This is a genomic window from Psychrobacter immobilis (assembly GCF_904846185.1).
Classification (GTDB): domain Bacteria; phylum Pseudomonadota; class Gammaproteobacteria; order Pseudomonadales; family Moraxellaceae; genus Psychrobacter; species Psychrobacter immobilis_B.
The window spans coordinates 1-17425 of the sequence record NZ_CAJGZQ010000032.1; the positions used below are offsets into that span (position 1 = coordinate 1).

Genomic DNA, 17425 nt, shown 5'->3' on the forward strand with positions numbered 1-17425 from the left:
CATACTCAGGTTTTGGGTTAAAGTTTCACTAAGTCTGTTAAAGTTTGGCATGGTCTGATTCGTCTTAAAAATTACTATTATGCCTTTGCTTTAACAGACTTTTTTGTTTTTTTGTCGTGTGCAGAGTTTATTTTTATAGAAAGGATTAATATATGGAAATTACCCTAAACGGCTATTACACGCTGATACTAGCCACTCTAGTGCTGCTGCTTGGGCGCTTTTTGGTCAAGAAAATTAAATTCTTAGAAGATTTTAACATTCCAGAGCCTGTTGCTGGTGGTTTGGTCGCGGCAATAGTGGTCTATATTCTAAATATCACTTGGGGATATAGTTTTAACTTTCATCAAGGATTACAGACGGCGACCATGCTGATGTTTTTTGCCTCTATTGGTTTGAGTGCTGATTTTAGTAGACTCAAAGCTGGTGGTACGCCATTGTTGATTTTTACCATCGTTGTGTCCGTTTTTATCGTCTTGCAAGATGTCGTTGGTGTGGCCATGGCAAGCGCGTTGGGGCTTGATCCACTACTTGGATTAGTGACAGGTTCTATCGCCCTGACTGGTGGTCACGGTACGGCAGGCGCTTGGGGTATCACCTTGGAGCAAGATTACGGTGTGGTCGGTGCAACGACACTTGGTATCGCCGTTGCCACCTACGGCTTAGTCGCTGGTGGTATCATTGGTGGTCCTGTTGCCCGTAGTCTGATTCAAAAGCTAGGGTTAAAACCAACACCTGCCAATCCCAATCCTAGTGACATCGAAAAAGTCGCTGGTGCGCAGTCGCTTTATAGCACCAAACATGATGAAGATTCAGCGAGTAGTAATAAAGAAATTTTCGAAAGACCTGATAGCATGCGCTTTATCACGGCCTCTTCTACTATTGAGACATTGGCATTGTTTGCCGCAGCGTTGGCTTTCGCCGATGTCATGACGCTTGTTGCCCAAGGCACGTGGTTTGAGCTACCTACCTTCGTTTGGGCGTTGGCAGGTGGTGTGATTATTCGTAATGTCTTAACCACTATCTTTAATTTTGATATGTTTGATCGCTCTATCGACGTATTTGGTAACGCTTCTTTGAGTCTGTTCTTAGCCATGGCGCTGCTGTCATTAAAGCTATGGCAGCTGACTGATTTGGCAGGCCCTGTGTTGATTATCTTACTGGTACAGACTGTCATTATGGTCGTTTATGTCTATTTCATAACCTTTAAGGTGATGGGTAAAGACTATGATGCAGCGGTCTTGTCAGCTGGACATTGTGGTTTCGGTATGGGTGCGACGCCTACGGCGATTGCCAATATGCAGGCAGTCACGGATCGCTATCTGCCTTCGCCTAAGGCGTTTTTGATTGTGCCAATGGTTGGTGCATTCTTTGTCGATATCGTCAACGCGACGATCTTGCAGATATTTACTAAACTGCCGTTTATGTAATTTTATAAGCAATAAAGTCGAATTAACCTGAATAAGGCTGGGCTACGCTATCGTAACCCAGTCTTTTTTATTGGTTATTCAACTTTCCTATAAAGGTATGATTGAACTAAGCTAGATCATTACCTAGTATTGAGAGAATGATATGAGTAAAGACAAACTTATTAAGTTATCGAAGGAAGAGGAAGAAGTGCTGTTAGATAATTTGAGAGATTATATGAGCGAAGAGTTTGATTTGGATATCGGTAATTTACCTGCCAAGTTCTTATTCGATTTTATGGTGGACTTGATCGGCTCTAAAATATATAACCAAGCCATCGATGATGCTGAACCTTGGTTATATGATAGGTTTATGGGCATATTAGAAGACAGTCATGCGTTGAAGAAGGATTAGCTACTATTTTCTACGACACAAAAAAACCGCCTAGCAAATGCTAAGCGGTTTTTTTAATAGCATTTAAAATTTAGTTACAGCTTACTCTTTATAGCAGTAGCAGCTAGATCGTAACTATTAGATGTTTTACCTATACGCTGAGGATTATAATCAGACATTTTGATAACTAAGCCATAAATCTTAGTAATATCACCTAAATTATTTTTAATAAATTGAATAGGATTTTTTACTCGCCATTTTAAAGTTTCATTATGCTCATCAAATTCAATTAATTTTCTTAATGCTACTACAAGCGGAATTATTAAACCATCAGCATAATTATAGTCACAATCACGACCAAAATACTTAGTTTTAGGTTGTTTATTTAAATACTTAGCATTCCCATTTTCAGCTTTTTTCGGATCATATTTTTTTACCACTTCCATACGACCAAAACTACCTTCATTAGTGTTATATGCTGTTGGGAACTCTGAATAAATTAAATCATAAAGCTCTAAAATTTCTGGCATTAAATTTAAGGCGCTTTCAATAGAAGCATTTTTCAGTTCAAACTTATTACTTCCGATTCTTTCACCATGCTGATCTAAAATATCTTTGAAAGTATCTACACAATAAGATTTGCTGTTATAAATTTTAGAAAGATTACTTTCTAAATTAGTTCCAACAATGCTAGATGGCAAAACACTCAAAGGTATTAATGTCAATGCTAAAACATCTGCTACCCGAATATTACCTTCATCATTAGTTTTCCACTGTATTGCCTTTGAAACACTTTGCGGTAATACAGCCTTTAGGTAGTCATAATATCCTTGATGATTATCTTTTGCAGCCTGTACTAACTCAACATTGTTGTTACGAGCATGAGTAATATTGCTGTGCGTTATACCCCATCCATTTAAAGAATCTTTATCATCGCCTTTCTTCGGATATATGAACTCGATAGGTATTAAAAAGTCTAATGCTTTTACAATTAATTCATCACTTGTATCGCCAGTCATTGAGACTATTTGATCAAGATTATCTCTCCATATTTTAATAACATCATCCCACTCTCTCAATTTCTGAACATCAAAATTTAGTGTTTGCAGAATAAATTTGAGAATCGCAAATGTGTTATGGCCACCATCTAATATTCCAGATTGTGCATACTGATTGTCATAGGACTCTATCCGTATACGACCACGATCTAGAACTTCACATTTAGAACATGAAATTAATAAACCTTTTGTCATTAAGTGGAATATTTGCGGGCTTTCTTCTAAAGAAGCAATGATGTCTTTAGTTACTTTACTTTCTCTTGGTTTTCTAGGGTTAGAATCAATTTTAAGAACATTTGATATTCTTGGAAGATCACTAGCTTTAATGAATCCTCTAACTGAATCTACATATTCAGACTTCGAGGTATCAGTATGACTAAAACTAGAAAGTTTGATGATAGGGTTTGAGTTTTTTAACAATTTATATCTCCTAAATAGAATTAGGAGAGGATTGGGTAATAATATTAACTTCTTTGGCCAATCCTCATCCGAGAATTTAAAATACTACTATCCAGTAGTGAACCTTTCATCCAAAAGGTAATTCATTAAATACTATTAAAATAAAAAAGTCAAAATATTTTTTGAATAAAAAACCGCCTAGCAAAAGCTAAGCGGTTTTTGTTATACAGCTCTCAAAAAGAGTCAGTTAAGACTTACTGATTTTTTTCGTAAACTGGTAGCTCTTTGCAGATCGCTTCTACTTTACCGCGTACTTCAGTAGCGACGGCTTCATCACCGCGGCTATCTAATACATCACAAATCCAACCTGCCAAATCACCCGCTTGCGCTTCGTTGAAGCCACGAGTAGTGATTGCTGGCGTACCGATACGAATACCAGACGTTACGAACGGAGATTTTGGATCATTTGGTACAGCATTTTTATTCACAGTAATATGCGCATCGCCAAGCCATTTGTCCGCTTCTTTACCCGTCATTTCTTGCTTAACTAGGCTGATCAGCATGAGATGGTTTTCAGTACCGCCAGAGATAATTTCATAGCCGCGGTCTTGAACCACTTTTGCCATCGCTTTAGCGTTTTTAACCACTTGCTGCTGATAAGTAGAAAAGTTATCTTCTAACGCTTCTTTAAAGCAAACCGCTTTTGCCGCGATGACATGCATCAACGGGCCACCTTGGTTACCTGGGAATACGGCAGAATTGAGCTTTTTAGCAAGTACTTCATCACGCGCCAAAATCATGCCTGAACGTGGGCCACGTAGGGTTTTGTGCGTAGTCGTTGTAACCACATCAGCGAACGGTACTGGGTTTGGATAAACACCACCAGCAACTAGACCAGCAACGTGCGCCATATCTACTAGCAAATAAGCACCAACTTCATCAGCGATTTCACGGAAACGCGCCCAATCGACTACCTGTGAATACGCTGAAAAACCAGCAATAATCATTTTAGGCTTATGCTCTTTTGCCAAACTTTCAACTTGGTCATAATCGATAAGACCAGTGCCTTCGACCAAGCCGTACTGTACGGCATTGTAGTTCAGACCTGAAAAGTTAATGTGTGCGCCGTGAGTCAAGTGACCACCTGCGTCTAAGCTCATGCCTAGTACGGTGTCATTTGCTTCAAGTAACGCTAAAAATACGGCAGAGTTTGCTTGGCTACCAGAATGTGGCTGGACGTTGACGTACTCAGCACCGAACAACTCTTTTGCACGATCAATCGCCAATTGCTCTACAACGTCTACATGCTCACAACCACCATAGTAACGCTTGCCAGGATAGCCTTCAGCGTATTTGTTGGTTAGATCTGTGCCTTGCGCTTCCATCACTGCTTGCGAGCAGTAGTTTTCAGACGCAATCAATTCGATATGGTTTTCTTGACGAACGCTTTCTGCAGCCATCGCTTCAGCAAGTACTGGATCAAAATCTTTGATAGAAATATCTTTAAACATAGTGATGTCCTAGGTAGTGACTGTCATTGAAAAATGTCGTTGAAAAGAAGCTTATAGGCTGCCCACAATAAAACAATTACTGTGTCAACGTCGCTCAAAGTACCAGCGGTACTTTTATGCTCAGTTTTATGGTATGACCATTATTGTGAATTGAGTCTATTAGCAAAGATAAGTAGGAGTAAGCAGAGGCAATAGGCCTGTCATTAACTTGTCCAATTCGGCAATAAACTCGATACGCGCTGGCATCAAAATCATCGCTAAACATTAAGTGTAACATGAAAATTTGTGCGGTGAGCGCAAAAAAACCTCACTGTAAGCTGAGTGAATTAAATGGTGATATAACGCAGATAAATAGCCAATAAAATAAATGGTTTACCGCTATCATATTGCTCCTAGCCTGTTGTTGGTCAGCAGATTAGTAGCAATATTTATCTATTGACTGGCTACTTAACGGATATTTAGCTGTCAGTAGTGACAAATGCTGGCAAGAAAGTTTCGCTGATCAGCAGCTGGCGACCATACCAATCATAACGTGTTTGCCGTTGCCAGCCCTCACTTGTCTGCTGGATAAAACGCTGATTGGGCAAAGTCCGACTGCGTTTAAATAACACATAACCGATGGGTGTACCTTTGAGCTGCTGTAAACGGCGGGCGTTACCTTTGAGACTGGGTAACGGAAAGATACTTTGCGCGGCCACCCACGGGCGTGCGTCATTGCCATATAGTTGCGCTTCACGCACCCATGCTAGCATGGGACGATTCAGCATGGCACCTGTGACATTCAATTGTTTTTTTTGTGCCAATGACAGCAATCGGTAGCCCTCAAAGCTACGCTCCACGCGCAAGGGCTGCCCTGCTTTCACTTCCAACACCGCCGTGAGAGAGCCTGCGACATTGAGCCACGAGAGTAGCTCACTAGGAGGAGACAAATGGGTAAGACAAATAAAAGGAGTACTGGACATAGTTAACGGCTAATAGTGACATAATAATAAAGAAGAAAGCGAGCGTTAGGCGTATTAAGCAAAGCCTATTGATTGGTATCAAAAGCTGGCATATTATCCGCATTAAAGGGCAACGCCTCAAACGCTTGCTGACGATACTGCGCCATGTGCTCACGGTCTTGGGCGCAAAAATTGGCGATAGCTGGCACAAAACGTGGGTCATAAATACGGTGGATAGAGTGTGTCGTCGTTGGAATAAAACCACGAACCAGCTTATGCTCGCCTTGCGTACCCGGATCAAAATACTTAAGCCCTTGCTCGATGGCAAACTCAATACCTTGATAATAACACAGCTCAAAGTGTAAGCTGTCGTACTCACCCAGTGCCCCCCAATAGCGACCATAAAGAGTGGCATTTTCGCTATGGCAATCATCGTATAAAAACAAGCTACTGGCGATAATTTCTCCAGAGGCATCTAACGCTTGTGCGAGCATTAAGTGCTCAGATATAGTCACTGCCAGTGCCATAAAAAAATCTATCGTCAAATAAGGCTGTTGCCCACGTATCGCATAAGTCATCACGTAACAATGATAAAAGGCTTTCCAGTCTTCATCGGTAATAGCATCACCGCATTTGCGTTGGCAGATGATGCCTTGCTCCGCAACTTTACGACGCTCAGCACGAATGGTTTTGCGTTTTTTGGCTTTTAGCGTCGCTAAGAATGCTTCAAAATCTGCGAACGGCTGGCTACCATTAAGTAGGTCTTTATTTTGCCATAAGAACTGACAGCCTTGACGTTCCAGTATAGGCATGTCAATTGCGGTTGATTCTAAACCATTATCTTGAGCGGCTAGCAAATGCGCTATATCAATATCAGTAGGCATAGATGCCGTCGCAATCTTTGCCAGCTCAGGCGTGATGAATAATCCATGCCAGCTTGAGGCACCTACTTGCTGAGCAATATCATTGACGCCTGCGATAGCTGTCTTTATGATATCGGTGGTTAATGTCTCACCTTTTGCCAACCAAAGCCGCTGACCCGTAATCGGTGTATAGGGCACGCTGGTAACCAGCCTTGGATAATAATCCACCCCATAACGCGCATAGGCTTCTGCCCATGAATGGTCAAACACAAACTCGCCGCGGTGATGACCTTTGAGGAATACTGGCAACACCGCCACAGGATGTGTGACTGTTTGTGCAGCTTCGTTAATCGCAGAATGGTTTTCACTATGGTTTTCACTATGATCAGCGTGGTCTATCGAGCTGTCGCTTTGACTATCTGCGACACGATGTACCAACACAAATATCGGCAACCAGCCTGCCTGCTCACCAATCGCGCCAGTGTCGGCTAGCGCTTGCCAAAAGGCAAACGACATAAAAGGGGTATCGGGGGTTTGCCAGTCTGTTTGACTCTGCCAGCTGGTGTCATTGAGTAATGCATATTGTAAACTCATAATACTCACTATTTATTTTTATATGGGCGTAGTTTTTTATACCTTGTTTCGTATATGACTGGCCTAGCAAAATTCTACTCAAACTCTGTCACAATTATGCTCTCATCATTTTCAGATATTACGAATAAAATAAATAACAATGCGTTCTCAATAATAAAAGCTACCCTAGTAAAGTCATCTCTAGAACATAGATAATTTGGTTTGTCAGCTCATGTCTGACAGAAGAATAAGAATCACTTAGTCACGACTCATATCTATGATATGACTGGCAGTTTTTTGAATAATGATTGTATTATTCATCGTTTTATGACGAATATTAGCAGGCAGTGTTTGTATAGAAAGGATGAAATTTTTATCGATGACTGGTAGAATAAGGCTCTTAACAGCTTAATGTAATTAAGACATATTAGAAACAACCGAAAACACTACACTTAGTTCATTATGCGATATTGACATCGTATCAGATTTATAATCAGTTAACTATGATGTAGCGTCCGCACTCTATTTTTAAGTCATTCATATGAGCAGGTCGTTCAGACAAGACAGTCAAACTGCCGCTTAACGAAGAAAAATTCTAAGCAGACTCGATGGTCTCCAAGAAACTGTGTACAAAAAGCTCGCGACACATTATTTAGTATCGTTGCATGATCCATTATTACATCAGAGCTGCATGGAATTATTAACTTATATTTGAGCCTTATTATTAATTACAACTAAAAGGAATGCCCAACTAATGTCTAAAATTATTTATACAAAAACTGACGAAGCACCAGCGCTAGCAACCTTATCATTTTTGCCAATTGTAAAAGCTTTTACTCAAACAGCAGGCATCGAAGTTGAAACCAGTGATATCTCTGTTGCTGCCCGTGTGTTGGCTGAGTTCCCAGAGTACTTAACGGAAGAGCAGCGCGTCCCTGATAATCTAGCTGAGCTGGGTCGTCTGACTCAAGATCCAGACACCAATATCATTAAACTGCCTAATATCAGTGCTTCTGTTCAGCAGCTAAAAGCTTGTATCAAAGAACTGCAAAGCAAAGGCTACGCTATCCCTGACTTTCCAGATGATCCTAAGACAGAAGAAGAAGAAGAGATCCGTAAGCGTTATGGCAAAAGCTTGGGCAGTTCTGTCAACCCAGTCTTGCGTGAAGGCAACTCAGATCGCCGTGCACCAAAAGCGGTTAAAAACTATGCACGCAAGCATCCACACTCTATGGGTGAATGGAAGCAATGGTCACAGACCCACGTATCGCACATGCACAGTGGCGATTTCTATGCTGGTGAGCAATCTATCACTTTGGATAAAGCACGTACTGTACGTATGGAACGTGTCGCTGAAGATGGCACTATTCATGTCTTCAAAACAGGCATTGCCTTGCTGGATAAAGAAGTCATCGACTTAATGTTTATGAGCAAAAAATCATTACTTGAGTTTTATGAGCGTGAAATGGAAGACTGCCGCGAAGCTGGTATCTTGTTTTCACTGCACGTAAAAGCCACGATGATGAAAGTATCGCATCCTATCGTGTTCGGTCATGCAGTCAAAACTTATTATAAAGATGCCTTTAATAAGCATGGCGCTTTCTTTGACGAGCTAGGTATCAACGTCAATAACGGCATGGCAAGTTTGTATGAAAAGATCGCTGAGCTACCAGCCAGTAAACGTGAAGAAATCGAACGTGATTTACATGCTTGCCAAGTGCATCGTCCACGCCTAGCGATGGTTGATTCATCAAAAGGTATCACCAACTTCCATTCACCAAGTGACGTGATTGTTGATGCGTCTATGCCAGCGATGATTCGCTCAGGCGGTAAAATGTGGGGCGCTGATGGCAAGATGTATGACTGTAAAGCAGTCATGCCTGAGTCTACTTTTGCTCGTATCTATCAAGAAATGATTAACTTCTGTAAATGGCATGGTAACTTTGATCCAACCACGATGGGTACGGTTCCTAACGTTGGTTTGATGGCGCAAAAAGCCGAAGAGTATGGCTCGCATGACAAGACTTTTGAGGCGAGTGGTTCAGGATTGGCTCGTATTGTCGATGAAGATACTGATGAGGTATTGCTTGAGCAGCAGGTTGAAAACGGCGATATTTGGCGCATGTGTCAGGTTAAAGATGAGCCTATCCAAGATTGGGTGAAACTTGCGGTACGCCGTGCCCGTGAATCAGATACACCAGTTATCTTTTGGCTAGACCCTTACCGTCCGCACGAAAACGAGCTGATCAAAAAAGTTCAAACTTACTTAAAAGATCATGATACGACAGGCCTGCATATTGAAATCATGTCACAGGTTCGTGCGATGCGTTATACGCTAGAGCGCGTTGCCCGTGGTCTGGATACCATCTCTGCGACCGGTAATATTTTACGTGATTACTTGACTGACTTGTTCCCAATCCTAGAGCTTGGCACAAGTGCGAAAATGTTGTCAGTCGTACCACTCATGAAAGGCGGCGGCTTGTTTGAAACGGGCGCTGGTGGTTCTGCACCTAAACACGTTCAACAGTTGTTAGAGGAAAACCATTTACGTTGGGATTCATTGGGTGAGTTCTTAGCCTTGACCGTCTCTCTGGAGCATTTGGCCAGTCACGATAACAATGCTAAAGCGCAAATCTTGGCGGATACATTGGACACGGCGACAGAAAAACTGTTGTTAAACAACAAAGGTCCTTCACGTAAAACAGGTGAAATCGATAACCGTGGTAGTCATTTCTATCTGGCGATGTACTGGGCACAAGAGCTTGCGGCACAAGATAAAGATGCTGATCTTAAAGCAAAATTTGCACCGCTGGCAGAAAAACTTGAGAGCAACGAAGCTGCTATCGTCAAAGAGCTAAATGAAGCTCAAGGCAAGCCTGTAGACTTGAAAGGTTACTACTTGGCAGACGAAGCATTGGCTGAACAAGCGATGCGTCCAAGCACGCTATTCAATGCAGCAATCGCCTCATTGTAATTGAGTCATGTGCTAATACAGCAGATAGTTGGGCTTAATTTTCTTTATTTATAAAGACTTTTGAACCCAGTTAGGCAAAATAAAAACACCGCTTAGGTCTCAGACTTAAGCGGTGTTTTTTATGCTTGAACATAAGACAGTACGTTTAAAACGTTACTTTTAAAATATCACTTATAAACAGCAAAAAACTGCCAATAAAAAAGCCACCTACATAACTGTAGGTGGCTTTTTGACATTGATAAGTTCAGCGATACTTTTGTGAATATTGATACTTTTATCAATACTATAGAATTCTGATAACAGCTGACTCAGTGCTATATAATTTTTAAACATCCATGTGCTTGATAACCGCTTTACCAAACTCAGAAGTACTGAGCAAGATAGCATCTGGCATGAGACGCTCAAAGTCATAAGTGACCGTTTTATTTGCAATCGCACCTTGGATACCACTGATAATGAGATCAGCGGCTTCTGTCCAGCCCATGTCTCGTAGCATCATCTCAGCTGATAAAATTAATGAGCCAGGATTTACTTTATTCTGACCCGCATATTTAGGTGCTGTGCCATGAGTTGCCTCATAAACGGCAATTGCGCCGCCTTTGTTAGCGCCTGGTGCGATACCAATACCGCCCACTTCGGCTGCTAGGGCATCAGAGATATAATCACCGTTTAAGTTTAGTGTCGCAACGACTGAATAATCCGCAGGACGCATCAAGATTTGCTGCAAAAAGGCATCAGCAATAACATCCTTGATAATAATATCATTGCCTGTTTTTGGATTTTTCATTGTCATCCAAGGACCACCATCTAATAATTCTGCATCGAAGCGTTCTGCGGCCAGCTCATAGCCCCATTCCTTAAATGCGCCTTCGGTATACTTCATAATATTGCCTTTGTGCACTAAAGTCACACTGGGCAAATCATTATCGATAGCGTGTTGAATGGCTTTACGCACCAGACGCTGCGAACCTTCTTTGGATACTGGCTTGATGCCGATACCGCAATCATCATCGAAGCGGATCTTCGTAACGCCCATCTCTTCTTTTAAGAATTTGATGATTTTCTTAGCATCCTCACTGCCCGCTTTCCATTCGATACCTGCATAGATATCTTCTGAGTTTTCACGGAAAATGACCATATCTGTCAGCTCAGGATGTTGAACAGGACTTGGTACACCTTCAAACCAACGAACTGGGCGCTGACACACATAGAGGTCAAGCTCTTGACGTACCGCTACGTTCAATGAGCGAAAACCACCGCCAACTGGCGTGGTCAATGGACCTTTGATACTGATAACATAGTCTTTTAAAATCTCTAGCGTCTCGCTTGGCAGATAGTCACCATCGTATATTTTAGCGGCTTTTTCGCCAAGATAAGCCTCCATCCAAATGATGGACTGTTTGCCATGATAAGCTTTCTCCACGGCCGCATTGACCACTTTTATCATGACCGGCGTGATATCGATCCCGATACCATCCCCTTCAACGAACGGGATGATAGGATGATTGGGTACATTTAGCGACAGATCAGCATTTACGGTAATTTTTTCGCCGTCTCTTGGGACGATAACCTTCTCATAAGACATGGATAAAACTCCTTGGTTGTATGTTAGATATCGCAAGCATCCTTAGCACTCTGTTATGCTAGCCACTCTATTATGATTATTTATACCGCTTTAAACGCGGGTTAGCCAAACTAAAAACTTTGAGCAATAGGTAAGTTGCGATATGCTGATAAATGGTTTAAAAAATGAATAAGTAAAATAGTGATGCACTGAATAATCATTTATTAACTTAACGATTTATTGACTTAACGATACTGTAAAAATTCCTTTAGTAAAATAGCATCCACACAGACTGTTATAATAACGCGCAAAATAACAAAGATACTTTATATAAAATCAACAAATTTGCAGCTTATAGCGTTGATTTAAAAAAATAACGTTTTATTAGGGTGTGTCCTCGTTTTAAAAATCGTAAATTGAGGAGACGCTCTAACCTCAAAATACGCACAAAATAATGATTCAAATTTAGGAAATCCCAAACCATGTCGACCTCTATTCTGATTTTATTCAACAAACCTTATGGGGTGCAAAGTCAGTTTCGTGATGACAGCAACAATGATCACACCACCCTATCACAGTATTTTACCGATAAGTCTTTACGGATTGCTGGTAGGCTTGATGCCACCTCAGAGGGCTTGCTGATTTTAACGAGTGATGGTCGAGTCAATAAAGCCATCACCCAGCCACCTTCTGCTGCTAATTTTGCAAAAAACCGTCATAAGCAAGGCAAAACTTACTTGGTGCAAGTTGAAGGCACAGCAACGCCAGCGCAGTTGAATGAGCTTGCCTCTGGCGTACATTTAAAAGATGGCAAGACACTACCGGCGACGGCTCTCATGGTAGAAGAGACAAACTTACCCATTGATTTATGGCAACGTGAGCCGCCTATTCGTGAGCGTAAGAATGTACCGACTTCATGGCTCATGCTGACGATTTATGAAGGTAAGAATCGCCAAGTCAGACGTATGACAGCGCAGGTTGGACTGCCTTGTCTGCGTTTGATACGCTGGTCAGTAGCAGGGTTTGAATTGGGTGATTTAGCCGTTGGTGAGTTTGTGCGCATTCATCTCACTAGCGAACGCTGTCAGCAATTAGGCATTCTTGATTAATTATTACTATCAATCTACTGGTATCTCATTGCTGATTACTTGTGACTGGCATCTGCTTATTAGGGCATGTCCTCATTTCTATCAGTTTTTTTAAATACGATTACGTCTTAGTCATTGGCTTTGATATCAATTAAAACCAATTACGACTTGCTAAACATCGCGTCTCGAACGAGCAAGGTTTATCTGCTAAGCTTCAGAACACCATTATTTAGGTATCATAAGTCTCATCCACTTATCATTTGATTTTTTATTATAGGGATATGTTATGTTTGCTTCTCGTCGTTGGATCTTGTTGGCCACTAGCGTTTCTACAGCGCTTATAATGAGCGCCTGTCAGCCGACAAAAGACAACGATGACACAGATCCTAATGCAGCGACCCCACCTGTGACTGATATCGTTGATGCTCCAAATGACGTCGACGCTGATAACGACCTAGTAGCTGGCGAAAACATCGCGGATGAGAGCCAAATGACCGACATACTCAGAGACTATACAAGGTCGATGACTAGAATGCATGATGAGATGATGATCGGTATGGGTTATAACGATCCTGATACAGCCTTTGCTAAAGCGATGCTTGGACACCACCGCGGTGCCGTAGAAATGGCAAAAATTCAGCTGAAATATGGTACTGACGAAGAAATGCGTCAATTGGCACAAGAGATTATCGCCGCTCAGCAAGTTGAAATCGATATTTTGAATAAATGGCTTGCTAGCCACCCTGATACAGCCAAACCTAAACCCAACACTGAAGCGATGCAGCAAGCGTATGCCAGAAGCATGGACGTCTTAAATGGCGAGATGGTATTGGGTATCGCCGATCCTGTGCCTGACATGGCATTTGCACGTGGTATGTTGCCGCATCACATTGGCGCGGTAGAGATGGCAAACATTCAGCTGAAATATGGCACTGACGAAGAGATGCGTCAATTGGCACAAGATATCATCGATGGTCAGCAGACTGAGATTGAGCATATGCAACGATGGATTGCAGATGCTAATGCTAGTGCTAGTACCGATAACAAGGCTAAAGAGACACAGGGCACAAGTGAAGCGGATAATCATCAGCAATCTGAGCAAGCTGCTTCTTAGGTGCTGAATTATTAAACGCTGACCTAGCTGTTAATTTTTAACAAACCTTAAAAGACTGCCATTCATTACATAAAGCCCCTGCCAAATAATATTATTTAGCAGGGGCTTTTACTTTTAACAAATTATTGGACAGCATAATGAGAACAAATACATTCACATTAATATATTTAGCAATGTATTTAACTTTGATAACGCTCTATAGCATTAAGCCATGCTTGCCAGCCTGCATCGACTGGAGAAGAATTATCACTGACTCCTGCCGATTGATTTGCTTTTGCCAAGTGCAAGCTCACTTTATGCGGAGATGCTTTGTCAATGGCTTCATCAGCCGCTTTAGGCAGCACATTAATACGCATCAACTCATCACGGCGAAACAGGTGACACTCAATGTCGCGCTCCACATTACTTAGCAACGCCAATTGTTTACTGTCAGCCTTGATACCGTCAAGCGCCACAATGACATCATTCGCTGAAATACCTGCACTAGCAGCGACACTAGCACGTGTCACGCGATTGACTTTGAGTCCAGCGGGCGTCTCAGTACAGCGCATGCCCCAAGGCACATGCTTGTCAGCCGTCTCTTTGCTATTACTATGCATGCTAATATCGTTTGCCGCCAGCAGCGCTTCAATTGGCAACTCTTCAACACCATTGACATAACGATACTCAAAGTCTTCCCAATCCTCTATGGGCATGAACTGCCCAATGACTGTACCCATATCAGCACTACTGATGCCAATGCGTTTATTGTCGTTTTGCTTTGCTTGAGTATAAAAAGCCTTGACCACATCAAACAGACGATAGCGACCATTGCTCTTTTGGAGCAGCGTCAAATCCAAGCATAACGCCACCAATGCACCTTTGTTGTAATAACTGATACCAGCATTGCCTGTATTTTCATCGTTACGGTATAGCTTAATCCACGCATCAAAGCTCGACTCTGCAACGCTTTGATACGCGCGACCCGCGGTTTGATAGTAACGATTAATTTGCTCAGCCAGTAGCTTAAGATAGCTTGGCTTATCAATCACGCCCGACGCTTGCAACATAAAGTCATCGATATACGAAGTAAAGCCCTCAAATACCCATAGCAGTGGTGTAAATGCCTCGCGGCGCAAATCGACCTCCAACATAACATCTGGGCGTACCGTTTTGACCCACCACGAATGAAAATACTCATGGCTGCATAAGCCCAAAAATCGCTGATAATCGGCGCTTGGTATTTTTGGCTCATCAAGAGTTGGTAAGTCTCGGCGCGGCGTAATGAGACTGGTCGAATTGATATGCTCAAGTCCACCATAATCCTGACCACTGGCAAAGGTCATAAACGTATAATCATTAAATGGCGCATCACCCAACCAATCTAAATAGCACTGACAGATCTGAGTGATATCCTGCTGTAGCCTGCCCATATTGGCGCTGTGCTTACCTGAGAGATAAAAACGATGAGGTAGCGTCTGATGCGTACTGTCTTGAATAATAAAGTCAAACTTATCTTGCTCTGCAATCTCAAACGGGTAATCAATAAGGTCGTGATAACTGCCTGCTTGTAGTCCATAGCTATGCTGCCCATCAAGACGTAAATGAGTAGACTCTAATCCACATGCCAATAGCAGCCGACTCTCGTCTTTACCTGCTAAAAATGCTGCTGGCACTGCTAAGCTAGCTTGTACAGCTCGATGCTCCTGCCCTTCTACAGCCAATGCCAATGAGGTGAAATTCCCATACAAACGTTGCTGATCGACATAGGCAGTACGTACCGATAAATCATAGCAGTAGACTTCATAGTGGACACTAATGGCTTGCCCTGCCTTGGCTTTTGGTAATTGCCACGTGTTTTTATCTATTTTGTGCGCGCGATAAACCTTAGGATGATTATCATCATCCATGATTTGGCTGTCTAACACCTGATAATGCACCGCGGTAATGTTGCGCGCAAACTCACGCATCAGATAACTGCCTGGTATCCACGCTGGCATCCAAAGTTGAGGTGCATCATTTATTGCCGTAAAATTGAGCGACACATCAACCAAGTGCTCAGAAAAACGCTCGAAATTGAGTCGATAATTGATATCAGCTTTAGCTTTATGGTGATCGCTGATTGTATTGGCATCCAATAGCTGACAGCCTGAATTATTGGCAAATGAAGTCATTGTCTTTTTATCCTTATTTATATCATTATGGTAAAAGCCATTGTCCAAAAACGCAACTGGGAAACCCCGAATATCCATTTACGGTCTTCAAACCACAAAAAACTGTGTTTATTTTCATAAAAAACGCCCTTTATCAGTATAAAATAGCATTTTTTATTGTTTTTACCTTGAAAGTTATATGAGCCATCTCAATTAAAGATGCTAACTGCTAAAGTTACTTTAATAAACTGATGATAATTGACTAATGACGTGGCTATTTGGCTTGCTGATTGGATTTTTTAGGTTTATTGCAACCGTATTTAATTTTTTACATAGATATATTTAGGATAACTTATGACTATTATTGCAAAAGACACTGCCGTCAAATTCAATTACACACTAAAAGACGACGAAGGCAACATTCTTGACCAATCACCAGAAGGTCAACCACTTGCGTATTTGCATGGCCACAGCAACATCATTCCAGGCCTTGAGCAACAGTTAGAAGGTAAATCTGCTGGCGAACAAGTCAATGCTGTTGTTGAACCTGCTGATGGCTACGGCGAATATCAAGAGCAAGCGGTACAACATGTACCACGTGATAACTTCCAAGGCGTTGAAGATATCCAGCCGGGTATGCAGTTTCAGTCAGAAGCTGGCGGACAAGTAATGCTAGTTACCGTTACTGAAGTAAATGACAAAGAAGTGACCGTTGATGCAAACCATCCATTGGCTGGTAAGCGTTTGACGTTTGATGTTGAAATCCAAGAAGTACGTGCAGCAACTGAAGACGAACTAAACCATGGTCATGTCCATGGCGCTGGTGGCGTTGAGCACTAATCTCTTCTAGAGTATAGTAAAATGTTAAATGGCAGTCTTTATTAAGACTGCTATTTGTTCAAAAAAGGTCAGTGGCTTTGTCTACTGACCTTTTTTTATGGCTATTATTTATCACAATCACCTTTTTAAAATATGAGCCTCTTAGGTGTACATTAAGTAACCTGACAGGCTTACAAACTATTCACTGCTACTGTGTTACCTATTAGGATCTATTAGCTAGTTAGGCGTGTTTCTCAATTAATATATAGCAGACGTAACAAAGCCGCATAACGACAAGCGTTATGCGGCTTTTATCACTAACCATCCATGTTATCGTTATATGATACCTAATCCCGGAGTATCCTATAACTGACAGGCATCCAGCCTTATCATCCTTAATCAGCAAACCACCTATCCCTGATGCGACCTTTGTGATACCAATCCCTAGTATCAATGAACCTTTTCGTTCAATCGTGCCGTACAGTTATAATCGCAGATTGCTTCATGGTTAGTAAGAGGTATAAACGTCAATCCATGTAAGCATATGCTTACATGGATTTTAATCACAGCCTTTTTGGCTGACAATACTGAC

General features: G+C 41.8%; 12 protein-coding genes. 6 read left to right on the top strand and 6 right to left on the bottom strand.

What is annotated here, in order from left to right; genetic code table 11:
- Nucleotides 1-152: 152 nt before the first annotated feature.
- Together gltS and JMW94_RS13685 are read left to right on the top strand one after the other, a co-directional pair.
- On the top strand, nt 153-1427 hold the full coding sequence (gltS, locus tag JMW94_RS13680) for a sodium/glutamate symporter (RefSeq protein ID WP_201604764.1): 1275 nt from the start codon (nt 153-155) through the stop codon (nt 1425-1427).
- A gap of 142 nt (nt 1428-1569) precedes the next feature.
- Nucleotides 1570-1818, top strand: a complete 249-nt coding sequence (locus tag JMW94_RS13685) for a DUF2164 domain-containing protein (RefSeq protein WP_201604765.1) — start codon at nt 1570-1572, stop codon at nt 1816-1818.
- Nucleotides 1819-1892: 74 nt separating this feature from the next.
- On the opposite strand, the gene JMW94_RS13690 is transcribed toward JMW94_RS13685, so the two are convergent.
- The 4 genes from JMW94_RS13690 to JMW94_RS13705 form a co-directional block, all read right to left on the bottom strand.
- A complete protein-coding gene (locus tag JMW94_RS13690; protein ID WP_201604766.1) occupies nt 1893-3275 on the bottom strand; it encodes an AIPR family protein in 1383 nt (460 codons plus the stop codon).
- A 233-nt stretch (nt 3276-3508) separates the two neighbouring features.
- On the bottom strand, nt 3509-4765 hold the full coding sequence (gene glyA / locus JMW94_RS13695) for a serine hydroxymethyltransferase (protein WP_055123466.1): 1257 nt from the start codon (nt 4763-4765) through the stop codon (nt 3509-3511).
- Nucleotides 4766-5223: 458 nt separating this feature from the next.
- The gene (locus JMW94_RS13700) at nt 5224-5727 is read right to left on the bottom strand and encodes a chorismate--pyruvate lyase family protein (protein ID WP_201552718.1); all 504 of its coding nucleotides are present in this window, start codon (nt 5725-5727) and stop codon (nt 5224-5226) included.
- Between the two features lie 65 nt (nt 5728-5792).
- The gene (locus tag JMW94_RS13705) at nt 5793-7163 is read right to left on the bottom strand and encodes a GNAT family N-acetyltransferase (protein WP_201604767.1); all 1371 of its coding nucleotides are present in this window, start codon (nt 7161-7163) and stop codon (nt 5793-5795) included.
- A 733-nt stretch (nt 7164-7896) separates the two neighbouring features.
- On the opposite strand from JMW94_RS13705, the gene JMW94_RS13710 reads away from it, so the two are divergent.
- Nucleotides 7897-10116: an NADP-dependent isocitrate dehydrogenase gene (locus tag JMW94_RS13710; RefSeq protein ID WP_055123469.1), complete on the top strand. Its 2220-nt coding sequence runs from the start codon at nt 7897-7899 to the stop codon at nt 10114-10116.
- Nucleotides 10117-10441: 325 nt separating this feature from the next.
- On the opposite strand, the gene icd is transcribed toward JMW94_RS13710, so the two are convergent.
- Nucleotides 10442-11701 carry an NADP-dependent isocitrate dehydrogenase gene (gene icd / locus JMW94_RS13715; protein WP_055123470.1) on the bottom strand — a complete coding sequence of 420 codons (1260 nt, stop codon included), beginning with the start codon at nt 11699-11701 and terminating at the stop codon, nt 10442-10444.
- Nucleotides 11702-12162: 461 nt separating this feature from the next.
- Here icd and JMW94_RS13720 point away from each other — a divergent pair, with 461 nt between their 5' ends.
- On the top strand, nt 12163-12789 hold the full coding sequence (locus JMW94_RS13720) for a pseudouridine synthase (RefSeq protein WP_201604768.1): 627 nt from the start codon (nt 12163-12165) through the stop codon (nt 12787-12789).
- A gap of 265 nt (nt 12790-13054) precedes the next feature.
- Nucleotides 13055-13882: a DUF305 domain-containing protein gene (locus tag JMW94_RS13725; protein ID WP_201604769.1), complete on the top strand. Its 828-nt coding sequence runs from the start codon at nt 13055-13057 to the stop codon at nt 13880-13882.
- A gap of 179 nt (nt 13883-14061) precedes the next feature.
- Here JMW94_RS13725 and JMW94_RS13730 read toward each other — a convergent pair whose 3' ends face one another.
- Nucleotides 14062-16035 carry a M61 family metallopeptidase gene (locus tag JMW94_RS13730; RefSeq protein ID WP_201604770.1) on the bottom strand — a complete coding sequence of 658 codons (1974 nt, stop codon included), beginning with the start codon at nt 16033-16035 and terminating at the stop codon, nt 14062-14064.
- Between the two features lie 333 nt (nt 16036-16368).
- Here JMW94_RS13730 and JMW94_RS13735 point away from each other — a divergent pair, with 333 nt between their 5' ends.
- A complete protein-coding gene (locus JMW94_RS13735; protein WP_045443514.1) occupies nt 16369-16854 on the top strand; it encodes an FKBP-type peptidyl-prolyl cis-trans isomerase in 486 nt (161 codons plus the stop codon).
- The last annotated feature ends 571 nt before the right edge of the window (nt 16855-17425 follow it).

What these genes read in the sequence shown, in the direction of transcription:
- JMW94_RS13720 (WP_201604768.1), top strand. Translation starts at nt 12,163, where the DNA reads ATGTCGACCTCTATTCTGATTTTATTCAACAAACCTTATGGGGTGCAA.
- JMW94_RS13710 (WP_055123469.1), top strand. Translation starts at nt 7,897, where the DNA reads ATGTCTAAAATTATTTATACAAAAACTGACGAAGCACCAGCGCTAGCA.
- JMW94_RS13700 (WP_201552718.1), bottom strand. Translation starts at nt 5,727, where the DNA reads ATGTCCAGTACTCCTTTTATTTGTCTTACCCATTTGTCTCCTCCTAGT.
- JMW94_RS13705 (WP_201604767.1), bottom strand. Translation starts at nt 7,163, where the DNA reads ATGAGTTTACAATATGCATTACTCAATGACACCAGCTGGCAGAGTCAA.
- gltS (WP_201604764.1), top strand. Translation starts at nt 153, where the DNA reads ATGGAAATTACCCTAAACGGCTATTACACGCTGATACTAGCCACTCTA.
- glyA (WP_055123466.1), bottom strand. Translation starts at nt 4,765, where the DNA reads ATGTTTAAAGATATTTCTATCAAAGATTTTGATCCAGTACTTGCTGAA.
- JMW94_RS13730 (WP_201604770.1), bottom strand. Translation starts at nt 16,035, where the DNA reads ATGACTTCATTTGCCAATAATTCAGGCTGTCAGCTATTGGATGCCAAT.
- JMW94_RS13725 (WP_201604769.1), top strand. Translation starts at nt 13,055, where the DNA reads ATGTTTGCTTCTCGTCGTTGGATCTTGTTGGCCACTAGCGTTTCTACA.
- JMW94_RS13735 (WP_045443514.1), top strand. Translation starts at nt 16,369, where the DNA reads ATGACTATTATTGCAAAAGACACTGCCGTCAAATTCAATTACACACTA.
- icd (WP_055123470.1), bottom strand. Translation starts at nt 11,701, where the DNA reads ATGTCTTATGAGAAGGTTATCGTCCCAAGAGACGGCGAAAAAATTACC.
- JMW94_RS13685 (WP_201604765.1), top strand. Translation starts at nt 1,570, where the DNA reads ATGAGTAAAGACAAACTTATTAAGTTATCGAAGGAAGAGGAAGAAGTG.